General features: G+C 70.7%; 19 protein-coding genes. 7 read left to right on the top strand and 12 right to left on the bottom strand.

Translation table 11 applies throughout. The features are described from left to right. The first annotated feature begins 1 nt into the window (after position 1). Complete coding sequence (locus ACGFR7_RS06695; protein WP_393313866.1) at positions 2-1,186, top strand: helix-turn-helix transcriptional regulator; 1,185 nt, start codon at positions 2-4, stop codon at positions 1,184-1,186. A 274-nt stretch (positions 1,187-1,460) separates the two neighbouring features. On the opposite strand, the gene ACGFR7_RS06690 is transcribed toward ACGFR7_RS06695, so the two are convergent. Next, a complete protein-coding gene (locus ACGFR7_RS06690; RefSeq protein ID WP_393313863.1) occupies positions 1,461-2,612 on the bottom strand; it encodes a serine hydrolase domain-containing protein in 1,152 nt (383 codons plus the stop codon). Between the two features lie 366 nt (positions 2,613-2,978). On the opposite strand from ACGFR7_RS06690, the gene ACGFR7_RS06685 reads away from it, so the two are divergent. Beyond that, entirely contained in the window at positions 2,979-3,860 is an 882-nt protein-coding gene (locus tag ACGFR7_RS06685; protein ID WP_393313861.1) for a hypothetical protein, read from the top strand. A 126-nt stretch (positions 3,861-3,986) separates the two neighbouring features. Here ACGFR7_RS06685 and ACGFR7_RS06680 read toward each other — a convergent pair whose 3' ends face one another. The 5 genes from ACGFR7_RS06680 to ACGFR7_RS06660 form a co-directional block, all read right to left on the bottom strand. Continuing rightward, the gene (locus ACGFR7_RS06680; RefSeq protein ID WP_393313858.1) at positions 3,987-4,550 is read right to left on the bottom strand and encodes a Clp protease N-terminal domain-containing protein; all 564 of its coding nucleotides are present in this window, start codon (positions 4,548-4,550) and stop codon (positions 3,987-3,989) included. After that, positions 4,550-4,759, bottom strand: coding sequence for a helix-turn-helix domain-containing protein (locus ACGFR7_RS06675; protein ID WP_093491771.1), 210 nt, complete (start codon positions 4,757-4,759; stop codon positions 4,550-4,552). The genes ACGFR7_RS06680 and ACGFR7_RS06675 overlap by 1 nt, the downstream gene beginning before the upstream one ends. Before the next feature lie 89 nt (positions 4,760-4,848). Continuing rightward, the gene (locus ACGFR7_RS06670; protein WP_393313855.1) at positions 4,849-5,538 is read right to left on the bottom strand and encodes a HutD family protein; all 690 of its coding nucleotides are present in this window, start codon (positions 5,536-5,538) and stop codon (positions 4,849-4,851) included. Positions 5,539-5,630: 92 nt separating this feature from the next. Beyond that, positions 5,631-6,593, bottom strand: coding sequence for a zinc-binding dehydrogenase (locus ACGFR7_RS06665; RefSeq protein WP_393313853.1), 963 nt, complete (start codon positions 6,591-6,593; stop codon positions 5,631-5,633). Between the two features lie 195 nt (positions 6,594-6,788). After that, entirely contained in the window at positions 6,789-8,012 is a 1,224-nt protein-coding gene (locus tag ACGFR7_RS06660) for an NADP-dependent malic enzyme (RefSeq protein ID WP_393313850.1), read from the bottom strand. 541 nt (positions 8,013-8,553) lie between these two features. Here ACGFR7_RS06660 and ACGFR7_RS06655 point away from each other — a divergent pair. From ACGFR7_RS06655 to ACGFR7_RS06645, 3 genes are all read left to right on the top strand, one after another. Beyond that, positions 8,554-9,528, top strand: a complete 975-nt coding sequence (locus ACGFR7_RS06655) for an ABC transporter substrate-binding protein (protein WP_393313847.1) — start codon at positions 8,554-8,556, stop codon at positions 9,526-9,528. Positions 9,529-9,590: 62 nt separating this feature from the next. After that, positions 9,591-10,532 carry an amino acid ABC transporter permease gene (locus ACGFR7_RS06650; RefSeq protein WP_393313844.1) on the top strand — a complete coding sequence of 314 codons (942 nt, stop codon included), beginning with the start codon at positions 9,591-9,593 and terminating at the stop codon, positions 10,530-10,532. Positions 10,533-10,579: 47 nt separating this feature from the next. Continuing rightward, complete coding sequence (locus ACGFR7_RS06645) at positions 10,580-11,332, top strand: amino acid ABC transporter ATP-binding protein (RefSeq protein WP_393314244.1); 753 nt, start codon at positions 10,580-10,582, stop codon at positions 11,330-11,332. 201 nt (positions 11,333-11,533) lie between these two features. Here ACGFR7_RS06645 and ACGFR7_RS06640 read toward each other — a convergent pair whose 3' ends face one another. After that, positions 11,534-12,295 (bottom strand): class I SAM-dependent methyltransferase, encoded by a 762-nt coding sequence (locus ACGFR7_RS06640; protein ID WP_393313841.1) that lies wholly within the window; start codon positions 12,293-12,295, stop codon positions 11,534-11,536. A 95-nt stretch (positions 12,296-12,390) separates the two neighbouring features. On the opposite strand from ACGFR7_RS06640, the gene ACGFR7_RS06635 reads away from it, so the two are divergent. Beyond that, on the top strand, positions 12,391-13,020 hold the full coding sequence (locus tag ACGFR7_RS06635) for a CGNR zinc finger domain-containing protein (RefSeq protein ID WP_393313838.1): 630 nt from the start codon (positions 12,391-12,393) through the stop codon (positions 13,018-13,020). On the opposite strand, the gene sodX is transcribed toward ACGFR7_RS06635, so the two are convergent. Further along, the gene (sodX, locus tag ACGFR7_RS06630) at positions 12,924-13,394 is read right to left on the bottom strand and encodes a nickel-type superoxide dismutase maturation protease (protein WP_393313836.1); all 471 of its coding nucleotides are present in this window, start codon (positions 13,392-13,394) and stop codon (positions 12,924-12,926) included. The genes ACGFR7_RS06635 and sodX overlap by 97 nt on opposite strands. Before the next feature lie 207 nt (positions 13,395-13,601). Between sodX and sodN the strand changes: the two genes are divergently transcribed. Next, on the top strand, positions 13,602-13,997 hold the full coding sequence (gene sodN / locus ACGFR7_RS06625; RefSeq protein WP_030085982.1) for a superoxide dismutase, Ni: 396 nt from the start codon (positions 13,602-13,604) through the stop codon (positions 13,995-13,997). A gap of 149 nt (positions 13,998-14,146) precedes the next feature. Here sodN and ACGFR7_RS06620 read toward each other — a convergent pair whose 3' ends face one another. From ACGFR7_RS06620 to ACGFR7_RS06605, 4 genes are all read right to left on the bottom strand, one after another. Then, positions 14,147-15,613: a hypothetical protein gene (locus ACGFR7_RS06620; protein ID WP_393313833.1), complete on the bottom strand. Its 1,467-nt coding sequence runs from the start codon at positions 15,611-15,613 to the stop codon at positions 14,147-14,149. A 525-nt stretch (positions 15,614-16,138) separates the two neighbouring features. Further along, positions 16,139-17,437: a cation:proton antiporter gene (locus ACGFR7_RS06615; protein ID WP_393313830.1), complete on the bottom strand. Its 1,299-nt coding sequence runs from the start codon at positions 17,435-17,437 to the stop codon at positions 16,139-16,141. 335 nt (positions 17,438-17,772) lie between these two features. Beyond that, the gene (locus ACGFR7_RS06610; protein ID WP_393313827.1) at positions 17,773-18,774 is read right to left on the bottom strand and encodes a hypothetical protein; all 1,002 of its coding nucleotides are present in this window, start codon (positions 18,772-18,774) and stop codon (positions 17,773-17,775) included. An 88-nt stretch (positions 18,775-18,862) separates the two neighbouring features. Next, complete coding sequence (locus tag ACGFR7_RS06605) at positions 18,863-19,822, bottom strand: LysR family transcriptional regulator (protein WP_393313825.1); 960 nt, start codon at positions 19,820-19,822, stop codon at positions 18,863-18,865. Positions 19,823-19,841 lie beyond the last annotated feature (19 nt).

Raw genomic sequence — 19,841 nt, 5'->3', positions numbered from 1 at the left:
CATGCCCCCCGTCTTCGCCCATGGCCGCCTGCGCCTCTACCTCCTCAAGCTGCTCGACGAGGCGCCGCGGCACGGCTACGAGATCATCCGCCTCCTGGAGGAGCGCTTCCAGGGCCTCTACGCCCCCTCCGCCGGCACGGTCTACCCCCGGCTGGCCAAGCTGGAGGCCGAGGGCCTGGTGACGCATGCGACCGAGGGCGGCCGCAAGGTCTACTCGATCACCGATGCCGGACGGTCCGAACTCGCCGACCGCGGGGGCGAGTTGGCGGATCTCGAACTGGAGATCCGGGAGTCGGTCGCCGCCCTGGCGTCCGACATCCGGGAGGACGTGAGCGGTTCGGCACGGGAGCTGCGCCGCGAGATCCGGGAGGCCGCCCAGCAGGCCCGCAAGGACGCGGGAGGGTCAGGGAAGGCCGGACGGAACGGCGGCGGGCCGGCGGACGCCGCGCAGGACACCGCCGGCCGGCCCTTCCCTGAGGCCGCCGACTACTTCGACGCCGCCTTCGGCGACAAGGAGTCCTGGCGGCAGGCGAAGGACGAGTTCCGGCGCGCCAAGGAGGAGTGGAAGGAGCAGGCCCGGCGGGCCAAGGAGGAGAGCCGGCGCGCCAGGCAGGACGCCCAGCGGGCCCGTAAGCAGGCCAGGGACGCCCAGGTGTTCGCGCGCGAGGAGGTCCAGCGGGTCATCAAGCGCGTACAGGAGCAGACCCAGGGGGCGGTGCGGTCCGGCGACTGGTCGGGGGCGGTGCGCGAGGCGCTGTCCGAGGTCTCCCGCGAGGTCGGGCGCTTCACCGGCGGCCAGTCGGGCGCGGGCCGGGGCGAGGAGCCGCGCGAAACCGGCCGGGGCGACGAGCCGCACGGAGCCGGGCGGGGCGGCGCGCAGAGCGGGGCCCGGGTGACGGTCGAGCGCGTGGACCTGACCGAGGAGGAGCCCACTGAGGGCCCGGCGGCCGGGGCTCCGCCGGGCCCTCAGTGGGCGCAGGAACCGGCCGGAGACCACCCCGCCCGCGACTTCGACCGGCTGCTGGACCGCTTCCGCGACGAGCTGCGGGACGCGGCGCGCGATCACGGCGTCACGGCCGAACAGCTGAAGGAGTCCCGCCGCCGGCTGTCGACGGCCGCCGCCCACATCGGCGCGCTGCTGCGTCACCCGGAGCAGTACGGCTCCTTCACGGACCGGGACGACTGAGACGGGCCCCGCACGGACCGGGACGGCAGAACCGGTCCTTCACCGCCGGGGCGACCGAGGGCCGGGGGCACCGAGCGGCCGGGACACCGAGCGGGTGGGGCACCGAGCGGGTGGGGGCACCGAGCGGCCGGGGCGGGCGCGCATCGGCTGCGCCCCCGCCCCACCCACGGCCACGGCCACTCACTCAGCCCCATGACCGTTCACCCAGCGGCTTCACGCCCCTTGACTCGCCCTCGCCTCTCGCCCCTCGCCGCCCCTCGCCCCTGCCCCCCGCTCACGGCCTCCGGGCCCCGACACACTCCCGCAGCGCCCCGATGAGCCGCTCGGCCCGCTGGTCACCAGGGCTGCCCATCCGGTTGGCGGTGTACGCGAACCCGACCCCGAACTCGTCGTCCCCGAAGGCGAACTGGCCGCCCGCCCCGCTGTGGGCGAAGGAGCGCGGACCGAGCAGCCGACGGAACGCCGAGTCGAGGAGGACGCCGGTCCCCCAGCGTGCGCCGAGGTCCGGGAAGCCGGAGAACGAAGGCCCGCCCGACAGCTGGGTGACCGCGTCGGTGACCGTTCGCTCGGACAGCAGCCGCGGCCCGCCGTCCACGCCGGTGGCGACCGCCGCATACAGGGTCGCCAGGCCGCGCGCCGACGACACCGCGCCCGCTCCGGGGAATTCGGCGGTCAGCAGGGCGGGCGAGTTGTAGCCGTGCGGATCGTCGAGTCCGGGGAAGGACAGGACGCCGTTCATCGTCAGGGCCCGCATGGGCAGCAGATCGGCACTCGGCAGCGGGGGCCGCCCGTCCGCCTCGACGAGACGGGCCATCCCCGGCACCTCCTCCCGCGGCATACCGATCCAGGTACGCAGGCCCAGGGGGTCACCGATGACCGCCCGGAAGAAGCCGCCGGGCGTGCGGCCGGTGAGGCGCCGGATCACCTCCCCGACGATGAAGCCGAAGGCATGGGCGTGGTACTCGAAGGCGGTACCGGGCTCCCAGAGCGGCTTCTGTTCCTCCAGGGCGCGGATCACGGGTGTCCAGGCGGTCAGCTCCTCGAACGTCAACTGCCGCTCGGCGAGCGGGATTCCGGCGGTGTGGGCGAGCACCATCCGGGTGGTGATCCCCTCCTTGCCGTGGCGGGCGAACTCCGGCCAGTAGGCGGCCACCGGGGCATCGAGATCCAACTGCCCGTCCTGCGCCAGCAGATGGGCCAGGATGCTGACGACGGCCTTGGCGATGGACATGACGGGAAGGACGGTGTCCTCCTGCCACTCCCGCCCGGTCCGGTCATCGGCGATGCCGCCCCACAGGTCCACGACCTTGCGCCCGCCCACGAACACGGCCGCGGCGGCGCCGAGTTCCCCGCGCTCGGCGAAGTTCCGGGCGAATTCGTCCGCGAAGGCCCCGTACCCCTCGTCGGCCCATCCTCGGTACGTCATCCGGTGCTTCCTCTCCCCAGGCGCATCGACCCCCCGTGGGCCGTCGGCCGGGTCACCCTACGCACGGGCGCCGCCCGGACTCGATCGAATATCCGGCGCACCGGGGGCACATCCGGCCGTCGCCCCGCCGCGAGGGCCACGGCGGCCGGAAGCGGATCCCCGCCGGGCCTCGGCTACGCACAGTTGCCAACTGCGCTCTGGATTCACGCCGCGTAATCGGGGAACTCACTACTTCGCACGGCTTTCCGTCCGGCGCCGGGCTCCAGGGAGCCCCAGCCGCCCGATTCCGCGGACCGGTGGCCGTGTTCCCGACCACGGCCCCACTTCCTGTCTGCGCACGCATCGTGAAGGCCATGAGGTAAAGCGATGTCGGAATACCTTTCGGTCGCCCGCCGGATGTGGCACCTGCTGGAGCCACTGCACGCCACGCTGTACTTCGCCCCCGAGGCCCGCCAGGTCGCCGCCGACCTCGGCCATGACGTGTCCTCCCGCTGGCCCGGCTACTTCGCCTGGCGCACGGCTCCGCTGGGCGCCGCCGGGCCTGAACTGGTGGCCTCGACGTACTACACCTTCAGCCCGCGGATGATCGCCCGGCACCTCCCGCGGATCTGGACCGTCGCGGACCCGGCCAAGGTGCTGGACGCGCGACTGCTGGCCATGGACCGTGCGCTGACATCCCTGATCGACGGCCGGCTGAGCACCGCGCAACTCGCCGAGGCGGCCCGGCTCGCCCGCCAGGCCGCCGAGAACGCCGGCTGTGCCGCCCGCCCGCTGGCCGCCGCCAACCGCGATCTGCCGTGGCCGGACGCACCGCAGCTGGTGCTCTGGCAGGCCGCGACGATACTGCGCGAACATCGCGGCGACGGCCATCTGGCGGCCCTGCTGACCTGCGGACTCGACCCCTGTGAGGCCCTGGTGTCCTTCGCCGCGATCGGTGCCGCGCCGGCCGCCGACTTCGTGGGGCGCGGCTGGAGCGCGCAGGAGTGGAGCGACGCCCGGCACCGCCTCGCCGCCCGCGGCTGGATCGCGCCGGACGGCACCGCGACCGAGCGCGCACGCAAGGAACGCGAGGCGATCGAACGGACCACGGACCGGCTGGCGGCCGGCCCGTGGCGGGCACTGGGCCATGCGCGTGCCGAACGGCTGGCGCAACTGCTCCACCCCGTCCTGAGCGCGGTGTTCGAGGCCGGCTACCTGCCCCGGCACAGCACACTGGGCATCGGGACGGTGAAGGTCGGCTATCCGTAGGGCGCGCACTGCCCGTGGGGACTGCCCGTGGGGACTGCCCGTGGGGACTGCCCGTGGGGACTGCCCGTGGGGACTGCCCGTGGGGACTGCCCGTGGCTCACCCACGGGCCCGCCCCCGGTCCTGCCTCAACTCGCCCGCCGGCCCCGCTCCTCACCCAGCACCCGCAGCACATCGCCGTAGGTCACCCCGTGATCGGCGAGCACCGCCGCGGCCGGTCCTGGCCTGGCTGCCAGCGCCATCAGCAGATGCTCGTCACCGAGGTACCGCTCGCCGCGTCCGGCCGCGATCCGCAGGGCACGCTCCAGTACGGACTTCGCCTCCGCCGTGAACCGCCGGCGCGTCCGCCCGCGGCGCCCGGCCGGCCCGCCGGCGGCCAGCGCGCCCACCCCGTGCGCCTGTTCCACCCGCGTCACGACCTCGTCGATATCGATCCCGAGCCCGGCCAGCGCCGCCGCGTCAGCCGTGGACACCCCGCCGCGCCGGCGCACCGCCGCGAGGGCGTCCGCCACCGACTCCCGCCGCGCATGGACACCGAGCGCCGCGAGCAACCGGGCGGCCGGCGAGTCCGTACGCTCCAGCAGCGCGAGCAGCAGCTCCGGTTCGCCGACCCTGTCGCTGCCCGTACGGTCCGCCTGCTCCGCGGCGCCGCGCACCACCGCGCGTGCGTCGGCCGTGAACTTTTCGAACATCAGCGCCTCCCGTGCTTCTTGTGCACTGCCTGCCTGCTGACACCCAGCTCCGCCGCGATCTCCTGCCACGACCAGCCCTTCGCGCGGGCGCTGCGCACCTGCACGGCTTCGAGCTGTTCCAGCAGCCGGCGGAGCGCGGCCACGGCGCGGAGCCCGACCCGGGGGTCCCGGTCACCGGCCCGCTCGGCAAGATCCGTTGCATCGGTCATAGATGTCAATTTACGTTGACAGCAGCGGGCGCGTCAACCATCATTGACACACACGGAAAAACGGAAAGGCCTGGCGCCGGGCGGAAACCCTAAGGCCGGGCAGGGGCGGCCGCGGTCACGGACAGAGCGATCACCGCCGCGGTGCCCTCCGTCCACAACACCGTGGCCGCCGCGTCCGGCGCCGTCAGCAGCGCCGCGTCGAACCGCTCCAGCTGCGCCTCATGGGCGCCGGGTGCCCCGAGTGAGGCGCCTGGAGCCCCGAGTGATGCGCCGGACGCCCCGAGCCAGGTGCGCCCCTCGACCGCCACCACCATGACCTCGTCGGGGTCACGGACACGCTCACGACCGGCAGCGCCGTCACCGGCCGGCCACACCACCCGGCTCCCCCTCCCCCTCCCTCTCCCCCGCACCATCTCCACCGTCGCCGCCGCCCGCCCCTCCCGGAGCATCACGTTGAGGTTGACGACGGGGCGGCCGTCCAGCAGCCGGGAGCCGGTGGCGGCAGCGCCGGGGAAGGCGAACGGGCGGTAGCGCTCGGGGAGGAGCTGCGCGGTGCCGTCCACCGTCAGCTCCAGCCCGGCGCCGTCGACGACGGTGAGGATCCGCCGGACGCCGGGCAGCGGCGAGTACGGCCCGTCCCGGGTGACGTCCGCCAGGCTGACGCGCCAGGCGAAGGTGTCCCAGCCGGAGCCCGGCGGCTGGACGGCGACCTCCCGGGTCACCCCGCCGCCGTTGCTCCACGGCGCGGCGGCGCGCCCCTCCGCCCGCAGGATCCGCACTCTTCCCGGCCTCCTCGCCGAAGGAACCTCACGCCACGCACCGAAGGGACGCCGACATCACGTCGGCCACCGAAGGGACCGCACGCCGGGCGTCACACCGTCAGCACGATCTTGCCGAACAGCTCGCCCTCCGCCATCTTCGTGAAGCCCTCCCGCGCCCGGTCCAGCGGCAGCGTGGAATCGATGACCGGCCGGATGCCCTTGGCCGCACAGAAGCTGAGCAGCGATGCCAGCTCCTCCTTGCTGCCCATCGTGGAACCGACGATCTTCAGCTCCAGGAAGAAGATCCGGTTGAGCTCCCCGCTCTTGGGGGTGAAACCGCTGGTGGCGCCCGAAATGACCAGACTGCCGCCGGGGCGCAGCGACTTGACGGAGTGCGACCAGGTGGCGGCGCCGACCGTCTCGATCACCGCGTCCACCCGCTGCGGCAGGCGCTCGCCGGTCGCGAACACCGCCTCGGCGCCCAGTTCCAGCGCGCGCTTGCGCTTGCCCTCGTCCCGGCTGGTGGCGAAGACCCGCAGCCCCGCGGCGGCGCCCAGCACGATGGCGGCGGTCGCCACGCCACCGCCGGCGCCCTGCACCAGGACGCTGTCCCCGGGCCGTACGCCCGCGTTGGTGAACAGCATCCGGTACGCGGTCAGCCAGGCGGTCGGCAGACAGGCCGCCTCCTCGAAGGACAGCTCCTTCGGCTTGGGCAGCACGTTCCAGGAGGGGACGGTGACCTGCTCGGCGAAGGTGCCCTGGTAGCGCTCGGTGAGGATGGAGGGCTTCTCCTCGGCGCCGACTCCGTGACCTGTCTGCCCGATGACGGAGTGCAGGACGACCTCGTTGCCGTCCGCGTCCACTCCGGCGGCGTCACAGCCGAGGATCATCGGCAGGCTGTCCTCGGTGATCCCCACTCCGCGCAGCGACCACAGGTCGTGGTGGTTGAGGGAGGCGGCCTTGACGTTGACGGTCGTCCAGCCGGGGCGTACGTCAGGGGCCGGGCGCTCCCCCAATTCGAGGCCGTTCAGCGGCTGGTCACGGTCGATGCGGGCGGCATAGGCAGCAAACATGATCCCAACGTAGGCCGCGGCCGGGCGCTGCGGTACCGCGCAGGGGTGTGACACGCACCGCGCCGCCGTGCCGCGCCGTGTCATCCGCGCCGCGCCGCCCGTACCGCGCCACCACAACGGGCCGGGCCCGCACCTGGGTGAGGTGCGGGCCCGGCCCGTTGGCGGACGACTCCGGTTACTCCGGTGGCGGCGCGGTCAGCGACGGGCCACGCCCTCGGCGCGGGCGGCGGCCGCGACGGCGGCGGTGACGGCCGGTGCGACCCGCTCGTCGAACGGCGAGGGGATGACCCGGTCGGCGCTGAGCTCATCGGCGACGACGGCGGCCAGCGCCTCGGCGGCGGCGAGCTTCATGCCTTCCGTGATCCGGGTGGCCCGCACCTGCATGGCACCGGCGAAGATGCCCGGGAAGGCCAGCACGTTGTTGATCTGGTTCGGGTAGTCGCTGCGCCCGGTGGCCACCACGGCCGCGTACTTGTGCGCGACCTCCGGGTGGATCTCCGGGGTGGGGTTGGCCATCGCGAAGATCAGCGAGTCCTTCGCCATCTTGGCCACCGCCTCTTCCGGCACCGTGCCGCCGGAGACCCCGATGAAGACATCGGCGCCGTCCAGCGCGTCCTCCAGCGACCCGGTCAGCCGGCCCTTGTTGGTGAAGCCGGCCACATCGCGCTTGACGTCCGTGAGGTCGCCGCGGTCGGTGGAGACCACGCCCTTGCGGTCGCAGACCGCGACGTCGCCGATGCCCGCCTCGATGAGGATCTTGGCGATGGCGACGCCTGCCGCGCCGGCGCCCGAGATGACCGCCCGCAGCTGGCCGAGCGAGCGGTCGGTGAGCTTGGCGGCGTTGCGCAGCGCGGCCAGCGTGACCACGGCCGTGCCGTGCTGGTCGTCGTGGAAGACCGGAATGTCCAGGCGCTCCTGGAGCCGGCGCTCGATCTCGAAGCACCGCGGCGCCGAGATGTCCTCCAGATTGACGCCACCGAAGGACGGGGCCATACGGACGACGGTCTCGATGATCTCGTCGGTGTCGGTGGTACCGAGCGCGATCGGCACCGCGTCGACGCCGCCGAACTGCTTGAAGAGGATGGCCTTGCCCTCCATCACCGGGAGCGAGGCCTCCGGGCCGATGTCGCCGAGGCCCAGCACCGCGGTGCCGTCCGTGACCACGGCGACGACCTGGGACTTCCAGGTGTAGTCGTAGACGAGCTCGGGCTGCTCGGCGATGGCGCTGCACACCTTGGCGACACCCGGCGTGTACGCGAGGGACAGGTCGTCCTTGTCGCGGACCGGCACGGTCGCCTGGATGGCCATCTTGCCGCCGCGATGCAGCGCGAAGGCCGGGTCGAAAGCATCGTCGGGCGCACTGCCCGCGCCCGCGCCGGTATTGCTGTCGCTGCGAGGATTGACGATCTCCGCTGCCACTTGTCTTACCCCTTTAATCGAAATTCTGTTGAGGGTGGCCACCCCCTGGTTGAGGGGTGGGCGGGCACCGCGTCCGCGCCCTGCACGGCGGATGACCGCCGCGCGCGGGGAGGTTTCGGACGCCGGGCGCGCCGCACACGCGCCCTGAGCCCCGGATGAGGGGTGTAACGAACCTTTCTACCCGACGGGCGCGGGCCCCGACGAGTCAGATTCCTTACCCTCGAGTTCAGAGTTCCGACAATAACCGCGAAATGCACAAAAAACGCAGAAGAGCCATCCCCTCCGGTCCGGATCCCGAGACGCCGGGAACGGGGCGGGAAGCGCCGGCCTCGGCGGAGGCGGAGGCTCCCCTTGTGCCACAAGGGCGTCACCTCGCCTTCTCCGTCCGTTATCCGATTTTGACCATAACGACAGTCCGAATACCGGAGCCCGGATGGCAGGATTCCGTCACCAACCGAGGTCGCGACGCTCGACGGTGTGCCCCCGGCCCCTTTGTCACGTCGGCTTCTCCATCGGCTTCTCCATTCGCAGGAGGCTCAGCATGACCGCAAGCACCACCCGTCGCACGGCCGCCGGCAGGTCTCGCACGGCCGTGGCCGCGGCGGCCGCGGTCGCCGCCTCGCTGCTGCTGCTCAGCGCCTGCGGCGACCAGACGGACGCGGCCATCGCCAAGCGCGAGGCGAAGAAGAACCGCGACGTCAATGCGCCGCTGTTCAAGAAGCTGCCCAAGGACGTCCAGGAAAAGGCCATGCTCCAGGTCGGCTCGGACATCACGTACAAGCCGGTGGAGTTCCGTTCCAACGGCATGATCGAGGGCATCGACCCGGATCTCGCGGAGGCGATGAGCAAGGAGCTGGGCATCAAGCTCAACTTCAACAACGCCACCTTCGACACCCTCATGGGCGGCCTGAAGTCCAAGCGCTACGACATCGCGATGTCGGCGATGACGGACACCAAGGAACGCCAGGAGGGCATCGACAGCAACACCGGCAAGAAGATCGGCCAGGGTGTCGACTTCATCGACTACCTCAACGTCGGTGTGTCGCTCTACACCCAGAAGGGCAAGACCAAGGGCATCGACGGCTGGGAGACGCTGTGCGGCAAGAAGCTCGCGGTGCAGCGCGGCACGGTCTCGCACGACCTGGCCAAGGACAAGTCGAAGGCCTGTGAGAAGAACGGCGAGCAGCCGATCTCGATCGAGGCCTTCGACAACGACTCCGAGGCCCAGACCCGGCTGCGCACCGCCGGTGTCGACGCCGTCTCCAGCGACTACCCGGTCGCGGCGTATGCGGTGAAGGTCTCCGGTCACGGCAAGGATTTCCAGATGGTCGGCGGCGCGCCGCTCAAGGCGGCCCCGTACGGCATTGCGGTCCCCAAGGGCAAGGAGCAGCTGCGTGACACGCTCCGGGCCGCGCTGGAACTCGCGATCAAGAACGGCTCGTACGCCAAGGTCCTGGACAAGTGGGACGTCAAGGATGCCGCGGTCAAGAAGGTGCAGCTCAATGGCGGCTCCTGAGCCGTCGAACGCCCACCCCTCCGCTCCGCGCCCCTCCCGCCGAACGCTGAAAGGCAACACCCGTGTCAGTTGACGTCGACAAGTCGGCCCAGCCGCCGGCGGACGCTCCGCCGCCCCAGCCCGAGCCGATCAAGGCCATTCCGGTCCGCCACTACGGCCGCTGGGTGGCGGCGGTCGTCGTCCTCGGACTGATCGCCCTGCTCGGCCGGGCCTTCGCCGCCGGGAACGTCAACTGGGACGCCATCCCCCAGTACATGTTCAACGCGGACATCCTCAAGGGCCTGCGCAACACCCTGCTGATCACCGTGCTCTCGATGATCATCGGCATCGTGGGCGGCGTGATCCTGGCCGTGATGCGCCAGTCCAAGAACCCGGTCACCTCGACGGTCGCGTGGTTCTACGTCTGGTTCTTCCGCGGTACGCCGGTCTACGTCCAGCTGTTCCTCTGGTTCAACCTGGGCCTCGTCTTCCAGTACATCGACATCATGCCGCTCTACAAGGACGAGTGGTCGGACTTCATGACCCCGTTCCTGTGCGCGCTGCTGGGCCTCGGGCTCAACGAGGCGGCGTACATGGCGGAGATCTGCCGGGCCGGCCTCAACGCCGTCGACGAGGGCCAGACCGAGGCGGCGCACGCGCTGGGCATGAGCCACGCCAGGACGCTGCGCCGGATCATCGTGCCGCAGGCGATGCGGGTGATCGTGCCGCCGACCGGCAACGAGGTCATCAACATGCTCAAGACCTCCTCCCTGGTCATCGCCGTCCAGTACTACGATTTGCTGCAGGCCGCGCAGAACGTCGGACGGGACTCCGGTGTCGTGGTGGAGATGCTGATCCTCGCCGCCGCCTGGTACCTGATCGCCACCACGGTGCTGAGCATCGGCCAGTACTACCTCGAGCGTTACTACGCCCGCGGCTCCAGCCGCCAACTGCCGCTCACTCCGCTCCAGCGCGCCAAGGCGCAGCTGTCCGGCGGCTTCAACCGCCCCGGAGGCATGGGATGACCAGCAAGATCACGACGAGCAAGCCGGCCGGTACGAGCGGCGGCCCGATGGTCAAGGCCGAGGGCGTCCACAAGTCCTTCGGCGCGGCCCACATCCTCAAGGGCATCGACCTGGAGGTCGCGCCCCGGGAGGTCTTCTGCCTGATCGGCCCGTCCGGCTCCGGCAAGTCGACGTTCCTGCGCTGCATCAACCACCTGGAGAAGGTCAACGCAGGACGGCTGTCCGTCGACGGCGAACTGGTCGGCTACCGCGAGCACCACGGCAAGCTCTACGAGCTGCGCGACCGCGAGGTCGCCGCCCGCCGCCGCGACATCGGCATGGTCTTCCAGCGCTTCAACCTCTTCCCGCACATGACCGCGGTGGAGAACATCATGGAGGCGCCGATCCAGGTCAAGGGCGAGTCGAAGTCCGCGGCGCGGGAGCGGGCGGTCAAGCTCCTGGACCGCGTCGGACTGTCCGACAAGGCCGGGAACTACCCCTCACAGCTCTCCGGCGGCCAGCAGCAGCGCGTCGCCATCGCCCGTGCGCTGGCGATGGAACCCAAGCTGATGCTCTTCGACGAGCCGACCTCGGCCCTGGACCCGGAGCTGGTCGGTGACGTCCTGGACGTCATGAAGGACCTGGCGGCGGACGGTATGACGATGATCGTCGTGACCCATGAGATGGGCTTCGCCCGCGAGGTCGGCGACTCGCTGGTCTTCATGGACGACGGGGTGGTGGTCGAATCCGGCCACCCGCGCGAAGTGCTCGGCAACCCGCAGCACGAGCGGACGAAGTCGTTCCTGTCGAAGGTGCTGTAAAGGAGCTGTAGCCGTAGGGGCCCGTGCCGGGCTCCATGGGCCGCGGCGAGATCTGCTCCCCGGGGAGAAGGCTCGCCGCGGCCCTTTCCGCCGTCTCCGCCCTTCACCTCCGCCCGTGCGACGCCTCCGCCCTTCGCCTCCGCCCGCGCGCCGTCTCCGGCCTTCCCCGTCACCGGCCGGCGCAGCGGTGCGCCATGCCCCCTACTTCAGTCCCAGCACCAGCGCATCCGTGGGCGAGGCCCATACCCCTCGCGCCTCCGCGAACCCCGATTCGCGCAGCACGGCCGCGTGCCATGCCGCCGAGGGGGTGTCGCCGTCCGCGTGCTCGCCGTAGATCTCGAAGCGCTCGGCGGTCGGTCCTGCCAGGTGCGGGTCGGCGGCCGCCAGCTGCCACCACTCGGCCCAGTCGACGGCGCCGGCCGCCTTCGCCGCGTCCATCCGCGCATGCCGGAAGGCCCGCTCGGCGGCGTTGATCCGCGGGGTGGCCTCCTCGGGCATGTGGTCGGCGTTCATGAAGACCCCGCCGTCCCGCACCAGGGTGCCGAGCTGCCCGTACAGCGCCCGGAGGTCCTCGGTGTGCAGCCAGTGCAGCGCGGTGGCGGTGAGCACCGCGTCGTACGAGTCGTGCGGCAGCCGGTCCGTCCAGGCCGGGTCCTTGAGATCGGCGCGTACGAAGCGGACCCGGCGCTCGCCGGCGAAGTACCCTTCCGCGATGGCCAGCAGCGCGGGATCCAGATCGACGCCCACACTCTCGGCCTCGGGGAACCGCTTCAGCAGCCGGTCGGAGATACTTCCCGTGCCGCAGGCGAGATCCAGTACCCGGGGCGCGGGACCCACCAGGGCCTCGACCATGTCCAGCATCACCCGGAACCGCTCCTCGCGGTCGGGGAGGTACCACTCCTGCTGGCGGTCCCAACTGTTCTGCCACGCCTGCCAATCGGCGCCGGCAACGGTCTCGGTCATCGCTTCCCCTCCAAGACGTAATACCCTCATAGCAATAACACCTATTACCTCACGCAAGCACTCCGCACCTTAGCCTCAGCCCGTAAGGACTACAAGTGGAACTGGCCTATTACTCGGACTATGCCGTGCGACTGGTCAACACCGAGCAGCCCGAGCGCGGCACCGACAGCCTCACCACGGTCGAAGCCGTACGCGACCTCTTCGGCCCCGCCCAGCAGGCCGCCCGGCGCGCGACCGAGAGCGACGTGACCCGGCTGCGTACGGTCCGCGCGCGGCTGCGCGCCGTCTTCGAGGCCGCGGCCGGCGGCGACGAGGTGCGCGCCGTGGACCTCCTCAACGCCCTGATGATGGAGTTCCCGGTCAGCCCGCAGATCTCCGGCCACGAGTACCGTGACGACAACGGACGCCCTGACTGGCACATGCACATCGCCGACCACGCGGCCAACGCCACCGCGGGCTACACCGCGACCGCCTGCATGGGCCTGGCCTTCCACCTCACCGACCTGGGCGTGGACCGGCTCGGCATCTGCGAGGCGCAGCCCTGCCGCAACGTCTACCTGGACACCTCGACCAACCGCTCGCGGCGCTACTGCTCAGACCGCTGCGCCACCCGCGCCAATGTCGCCGCCTACCGCGCCCGCAAGCGCCTGGAGAGCGAGCGCTCGGGCCTCACCGGCCGGACCGCCGAGACCACCCAGGAGAGCACCCCGGTGACCGAGCGCTGAATCCCCCGCGGGGGCCGCACCCGCACCCAGGCACGGGCGATGACCAGTTCGTCGGGAACGACCCCGAATTCCCGGCTGTCGTTCTCGACGAACGGATTGTCGCCCTGCACCCACCAACCGCCGTCCCGCCGCCGCACGGCCCGCTTGACGATCAGCAGATCCTGCCGGAACGGGTGCCGGAGCACGACGACGTCCCCGGGCCGCACCACCGCCCCGTACTGCACCACCAGCTGGTCCCCGGGCCGCAGCGTCGGCACCATCGACGGGTTGTAGACCTCGGCCAGCCCGAAGGCACGGAGGAGCCCGGCCCGCCCGCGCCCCGCGTCCGCGTCCCCGCCCTGCTCCGGTCCACGCTCGTGCACCCGCTCCGGCATCCCGTACCTCCCGGCCTGGCCCCGGTCCGTCCCTCCCCCAGACTCCGTCCGGGGGCACCCCCATCTCGCTTCGCTCACCGGTCCATCCTCCATCAGCCCCACCCCGGCACCGGACTTTTGCCCTAAGACCCCCGGCCCGGCCAAGAAAAGCCTTCCCGCACCGAGTAATCTCGCACCTGAGAAGACGATCACGAGGAAGGACTGAACATGCTTTCGCGCCTGTTCGCCCCCAAGGTGAAGGTCAGCGCCCACTGCGACCTGCCCTGCGGCGTGTACGACCCGGCCCAGGCCCGCATCGAGGCCGAGTCGGTCAAGGCCGTCCAGGAGAAGTACCAGGCCAACGAGGACGCGGACTTCCGCACTCGCGCCGTCCTGATCAAGGAGCAGCGCGCCGAGCTGGCCAAGCACCACGTCTCGGTGCTGTGGAGCGACTACTTCAAGCCCCCGCACTTCGAGAAGTACCCGGAGCTGCACCAGCTGGTCAACGACACCCTCAAGGCCCTCAGTGCGGCCAAGGGTTCCAACGACCCGGCCACCGGTCAGAAGGCCCTGGACTACATCGCCCAGATCGACAAGATCTTCTGGGAGACGAAGAAGGCCTGACCTCCGGCCAGGCGTCCGACCCGCGTTCTCGCCGGTCACCGCTTCACTGTCCGCACCCGCTCCGCACGCCGCCCGGCAGGGCGCCCGTGACGGGGCGGGTGCGGTCTTCTTCGCGGCCCCTGGGGCGGGAAAAGCCCCCGCCGGCTTCCTCACCGCCGGCTTCGCCGACCTGGTCCGAGCCGCTCGTACACCGTCACCCGCCGGCCGCGTACCTGCTGGTCCGACACCACCGTGAAGTACTCCTTCAGCACGGAGGCCTTCGCCCTGTCCCGCTCCGCCGACACCGCTTTCGCCGGCCCCGTTGCGTCGGTGACCAGCAGGACCCGTCGCTGGGCCGCTGTCGCAGCCCGTATCCGTGCCGGGTCGGCCTCCACCCCCTTCAAGGTCCCCGACTCCTTTGGACCCTCCATGAGAGCGATGTCCCGCAGTCCGGTGAAGGCATCGGGGGAGACCAACGCGGTGTCGCGGCGCGCCGCCGGTATGAACAGCACCGCAGCGCCGGCCTCCTTGAGCCGCCGCACCTCCGCTGCCACTGCCAGGACGTCGTCCACCCGGCTGTCCGGAGAGCGCTCGGCCAGCGCTTGCGGCGCCAGTGCCGCCATCGCCACGGCGAACGCAACGGGCAGGATCCACAAAGATGCGCGCGGGAACCGTGGCGCGGCCGACCGTACGGCTGCAGCCAGTCCGGCCCCGATCAGCAGCGCCAGCCCCAGCATGCTGAACAATATGTACCGGTCCACATACAGCGGCTGGGCCAGGGAGAGCCCGATCAGGCCAATCTGCGGCACCGCCAGCAGTGGCAGTCCGACGACCGCCGCCGACAGCCGGCCTGCCTGCGGCCGGTCCAGCAGGGCTCCGAGGCCGCCGATCGCCAGCAGGACGGCCGGGCCGATCATCATGTGCCAGGTCAGGGGCGGTATCCAGGAGACCTGGTCGGACTGGCCCCGGCTGAAGAGGATCAGCGGCAGTACACAGGCGACGGCGGTCGCCGAGGAAGCCGCCCATCGTATCCATATCCCGCGACGGGCCCCTGCCCAGGCCAGGGTTGCCAGGTGCGCGGGCAGAATCAGCAGCGACAGCCAGTTCAGCAGCCCGCACACCAGGACCGTTCCGCCGTACGCGGCCCAGCAGATCGCCCTGCCGCGTCCCACGAGCACGCTCACGAGCAGCAGTGTCGAGATCGCGGCCCCGGCCGCGACCAGTGCATAAGGGCGGCCCTCTTGGAGATGGAACTGCACGGCCGGGAGCAGGCCGAACGCCAGCCCTCCCCCTAACCCCGCCCAGGTCCCGGCCAGCCGCCGGCCGATGACCATCACACAGGCCGCCGCCACCGCCATGGCCAGTACGGACGGCAGCCGCAGGGTCGTGGTACCGGGCCCGAAAAGTCCGAAGAGGCCGTGCATCAACAGGTAATAGAGGCCGTGTACGACATCGACCTGGCCCAGCATGTGCCAGATCTCCCCCGCGGTCCGCTGGGCCACCTGCCAGGTGGCGGCCTCGTCCCGCCACACACTGTGCTGCCGGGAGAGCCCCCACAGGCCGAGGGCGAGGGTCCATACCATCGGGATCAGCCAGACGGGCAGGCGGCACCGGCGAAAGGCCAAAGGAAAATTCATGACGGTATTCAGGACCCCGGGAGAACAGCGCGGACAGCAGTCAGCGGCCTATGGACAGAAGGAGAGCTACCGGGCCGGCTGTTGTGCGGTGCGGATCGCCGAAGAGGCGCGAATTCCACGCTGACCGGGGGAGGCAAGAAGCCTATTCTACTTCGCTGCGAAGCTCATCGACAACTGTCCTTCACTGGGCCAACGGTCGCCCACCAGCAAGTTTCGGTCTCAATCCGCCTCCGAATACCCCATCCCGACCCTCTTTTCCCGGCCGGCGGCAGGAAAGGGAACGACGACTCCACGAGCGCACAAAACGGAGGAGCCTTCATCCTTTCCACTGCCATCCAGCGGCTTTCATTCCGCCGGCGGGAAACAGAGCATCACATTCCGCACGGAGATGGCTTCTTGCCGGAGCCTGCCCGAACGTCTACGGCTCGGCTTTTTCGGCCATGGCCGGTCTGCGACGTTATCTTGATCACGTGGATATCGGCTTGCACACGGCCGTTGTGGAAATGCAGGCAAGTGGCGCGGCGTTCACGACGGTGCCGGGCCGCCCCGGCGCCGGCCATGGCCGTGGTGCAGACCGCCCGCCGCCATGCCCCTGACCGGGAGTTCGTCCGCGGTGATGCCGGCCGGGCCGATGCCCTTGGCTGCGGCCGCTTTGCCGTAGCGGTTCGCCAGGGGCGCGGAGGTGAGGCCGTGGGCGAGGACGCTGAGCAGGACGGTGAGGGTGACCACCGGCACCACCGCTCGGGCGTCGGGGGCCGCCAGCTCCTCGACCGCCAGCAGGCCGAAGATGATCGAGGCCAGTCCACGGGGGCCGAACCAGCCCACGAACAGGACCGTTTTGAGGTCCAGTCCGCTCCCGATCAGGGACAGCGCCACGGGCAGCATCCGGATCACCGTGAGGCTCAGTACGGCGTAGACCGCGCTCTGCCAGGTGAGGTGGTCGAACACCGCCGGCAGCAGGAGGGCGCCGAAAACCAGCCAGACCAGTACGGAGAGCAGTGCGGCGGACTGCTCGACGTACAGGAGCACCCGCTGCGGCGCACCGTGCGTCGATCCGACGGCCAGGCCCGCGACGAAGGCGGCGATGAACCCGTTGCCGCCGAGCGCGAGCGCGGAGGTGTAGCCGAGGAGGGCCAGGGCCAGCACGCCCGCACCGGCGAAGTCCTCGGCCGCCCAGCCGTTGCGGAGCGTGGTCCGCAGCAGCCGTCCGGCGGCCAGTCCGACCACCGCGCCGTACGCCGCACCGACGGCGAGCTGCATCACGGCATGGCCGGTGGCGTCCGGCGGGGCGGTGTGCTCGGCCGCGGACACCCCGGCCAGGGCCAGCACCACCAGGGGCGTGACGATGCCGTCGTTGAGGCCGCTCTCGACGTTGATGAGCCGGCGGATCTTCGCGGGGACGACCGGGTTGACCATCATCGTGGCGCCGAGCGCGGCGTCCGTCGGAGCGAGCGCGGCCCCGACGTACAGTGCGGCCCACCAGGAGACACCGGGGAGCAGGGCGGCCGCCAGCGCCGTGCCGAGGGCCACGCACAGCGGCAGCCCGATCCCCAGCAGCCGTCCGTAGAGGCCGAGCTCCGGGCGCAGGGCCCGGAAGGAGAGCCGGGCGGCGTCGGTGAAGAGCACCCAGACCAGGGTGATCTCCGCGAGCAGCTTGACCGTCTCGTGCGGGAGGGGGAGGTGGAGGACCCCGGTGCCCTCGCCCAGCAGCAGGCCCAGCAGGACGAAGGCGGCGGGAGCGGTCAGCTCGTAGCGCTCCATCCGCCGCGAACACAGGCACCACAGGAACAGCAGGAGCAGGACCAGGGAAAAGGTGCCGTCCACGGGGTCTCTCCAGGGCTCGGCCTCGTCGGCCTTCGGACAGCCCAGTTTCGGACATCCCCGCCGTCACGGGGACGGCGCACGGCAGACCGGGGGCCGCCTTCACGCTGTTGGCCGAAGAGCCCGGGTGTCCGGTGCAGCCGGTCCAGCCGGTCAGCCGGATGTCCGGCGGGCCCGGGCGTGGCCGGGGCAGGTCCGGGCGTGGCCGGGCGGGTCCGGGCGTGGCCGGGCAGGTCCGGCGGGACCCGCGGGAGGCGGCCGCCCGGCCGCGACCGCTTCGGCCGGCGTGGGCGCGCGAAGGGCGAGGATCGCGACGGCCTCGGTGACGCAGCGGTGGGTCACTGATGCAGCCAGGGCGAGCTGGTGGCCCAGAAGATGGTGTCGGCGCCCAGGGTGTTCGTGCCGAAGTCCGTGAACTCCTGACGGGTGTACGGCTTTCCTGTCTTGGGATTGGTGTATTCGAAGTCGGGTTCCTGTACGGCCATGGCTACGAGCGGCAGCTTTCCTCGGTAACGCTTGAAGAACGGGTAGGAGTTCTCCAGCTGCGCCGGACGGTTCGGCAGGATGTCAGGACCGCCCAGGCCGATGCCGTGGGATTTTGCGAATTCGAAGGTTCGCCCCATGTAGTTGTGATCGTTGTTCCATTCACCTGGCCAGAAGTTGACGTACTGAATGAACGGCGTCTTGGTGAAGACCTTTTTCCCGTAGGCCATGTTGTCGAGCTCTGCATGGAAGTAGGCATCGTTCGTGTACCCGGTGCGGTCCTTGCCGGTGTCCACTCCGGTGGCGGTTTCCGGAAGGTTCACCCCGGCCAGACGACCGTCGAACCGTTGCGCCAGCGCCTTCAGCAGATGCTGGAAACGGCCCCGCACCTGCGGATTCCACTGCGCCGCGATCGATCCGGGCTCACCGGGGCCGAGGCCGCTGTCGTTCTTCGTCACAGCCGCGCCGCCCTTGTACTCCGGATCGGTCAGCAGGTAGCCAGGGAGCCTGCACTCCGACGTGAAGAACCGGTCCTGGATCTGGACGACCAGCTTCTTGTGACGCGGCCGCAGATAGTTCAGAGCCTCGTCGATCGACGAGAAATCATACTGGCCCTTCTTCCGTTCGAGCGCCTTCCACGGCACCACCACCTGCGCCCCGGCGATGTCCGGGCGGTCCATCAGCGGTTTCACCGTGGTGTCGAAATCACCGATCGAGGCGTACAAGTAATTCGCCGCCGCCTTCTTGTGGGACACCGGAACGGCGGTCTTGTGCGGCCCCGGGGCGGCCGCGGCGACCCCCGCCAAGGTCATCGCCATCAGCACGCCGACTCCGGCAGCAATACGTTTGATCACCATGAAGAAACACTATGAAGCAATCATAAAAGGAAAATAAGAAGCGTATCCCGACGCGGAGTTCACGCCTCCGGGCCGCCCCCGGGTCTCCCTACCGCCCCACCGGCAGCGGCCCGTTGTGCTGCACCAGCCAGGCCCGGTAGGCCTCGCTCGCCCAGGCGGTCTCCATGTACGAGGCGGTCAGGTCGGCGAACAGGTCGTCGGCGGAAGCGGCGGGGGCGCCTTCCTGGCGGCAGGCCATGAAGAGGCGGACGGCCAGCGGGTCGCCGTACAGGGGGCGGATCGCCATGCCGTGCCGGGAGCGCGCGGTCGGCTGGCAGGGGGTGACCACTTCGCCGGCCGTGACCAGATCCACCGTGGTGAGGTAGTCGCCGTGCACGACACGGGGGTTGATACCGGCCGCGGCCCAGATGCGGCGCAGTCCCGCCCATTCGCCGTCCACGGTCGGGTCGACCATCCACTGGTCGTCCGCGAGGTCCGACACCCGGATCACCGTCCGCCCGGCCGCGGGATGAGTGGCCCCCACGGCAATGAACTGCGGTTCCCTGGCGATGAGTTCATGCTCGACCAGCCCGTCGGGGACCCGTAGGGGCGCGCCCTCGACCTCGTGGACGAAGGCGGCGTCGAGCTGTCCCGTCGCGACCATGTGAAGCAGCGCATTGGCGGACACATCGGTTCTTATCGTGGTGTCGGTGTCCGGCAGCCGCACCCGCAGCCGGCGCAGCCACCCGGCGACCGCGGGGCTGTTGGTGCTGCCGATGTGCAGCCGCGTGCCCTGGTCGCGGTGCGAGGCCGAGGCAACCTCGTCAATAAGTGCTCGCATTTCGGCCACTATCGGCCGGGCCCGGCACAGCACCGCATGCCCCAGGGGCGTGGGCCGGCTGCCGGTCGGTTCGCGGAAGAAGAGCTGGCCACCCAGGGCCTTCTCGATGCGGTGGAGCTGGGTCGTCAGGGAAGGCTGGGTCATGCCGAGCTGCCGGGCCGCCTTGCGTACGCTGCCGGAGTCCGCGATGGCGCACAATGCGCGAAGATGCCTTACCTCGAGCTCCACGTCCGGAGCATAACGACGT

The organism is Streptomyces sp. NPDC048516 (assembly GCF_043199875.1).
In the GTDB taxonomy this organism is placed as follows: domain Bacteria; phylum Actinomycetota; class Actinomycetes; order Streptomycetales; family Streptomycetaceae; genus Streptomyces.
This window is presented reverse-complemented; position numbering and strand designations above follow the sequence as displayed.

Bases quoted from the DNA above. Each gene is read 5' to 3' on its own strand.
- sodX (WP_393313836.1), bottom strand. From the start codon at position 13,394: ATGCCGGAGCGGGTGCACGAGCGTGGACCGGAGCAGGGCGGGGACGCG.
- sodN (WP_030085982.1), top strand. From the start codon at position 13,602: ATGCTTTCGCGCCTGTTCGCCCCCAAGGTGAAGGTCAGCGCCCACTGC.
- ACGFR7_RS06695 (WP_393313866.1), top strand. From the start codon at position 2: ATGCCCCCCGTCTTCGCCCATGGCCGCCTGCGCCTCTACCTCCTCAAG.
- ACGFR7_RS06675 (WP_093491771.1), bottom strand. From the start codon at position 4,759: ATGACCGATGCAACGGATCTTGCCGAGCGGGCCGGTGACCGGGACCCC.
- ACGFR7_RS06610 (WP_393313827.1), bottom strand. From the start codon at position 18,774: ATGGTGATCAAACGTATTGCTGCCGGAGTCGGCGTGCTGATGGCGATG.
- ACGFR7_RS06690 (WP_393313863.1), bottom strand. From the start codon at position 2,612: ATGACGTACCGAGGATGGGCCGACGAGGGGTACGGGGCCTTCGCGGAC.
- ACGFR7_RS06620 (WP_393313833.1), bottom strand. From the start codon at position 15,613: ATGAATTTTCCTTTGGCCTTTCGCCGGTGCCGCCTGCCCGTCTGGCTG.
- ACGFR7_RS06645 (WP_393314244.1), top strand. From the start codon at position 10,580: ATGGTCAAGGCCGAGGGCGTCCACAAGTCCTTCGGCGCGGCCCACATC.
- ACGFR7_RS06665 (WP_393313853.1), bottom strand. From the start codon at position 6,593: ATGTTTGCTGCCTATGCCGCCCGCATCGACCGTGACCAGCCGCTGAAC.
- ACGFR7_RS06655 (WP_393313847.1), top strand. From the start codon at position 8,554: ATGACCGCAAGCACCACCCGTCGCACGGCCGCCGGCAGGTCTCGCACG.
- ACGFR7_RS06680 (WP_393313858.1), bottom strand. From the start codon at position 4,550: ATGTTCGAAAAGTTCACGGCCGACGCACGCGCGGTGGTGCGCGGCGCC.
- ACGFR7_RS06685 (WP_393313861.1), top strand. From the start codon at position 2,979: ATGTCGGAATACCTTTCGGTCGCCCGCCGGATGTGGCACCTGCTGGAG.
- ACGFR7_RS06640 (WP_393313841.1), bottom strand. From the start codon at position 12,295: ATGACCGAGACCGTTGCCGGCGCCGATTGGCAGGCGTGGCAGAACAGT.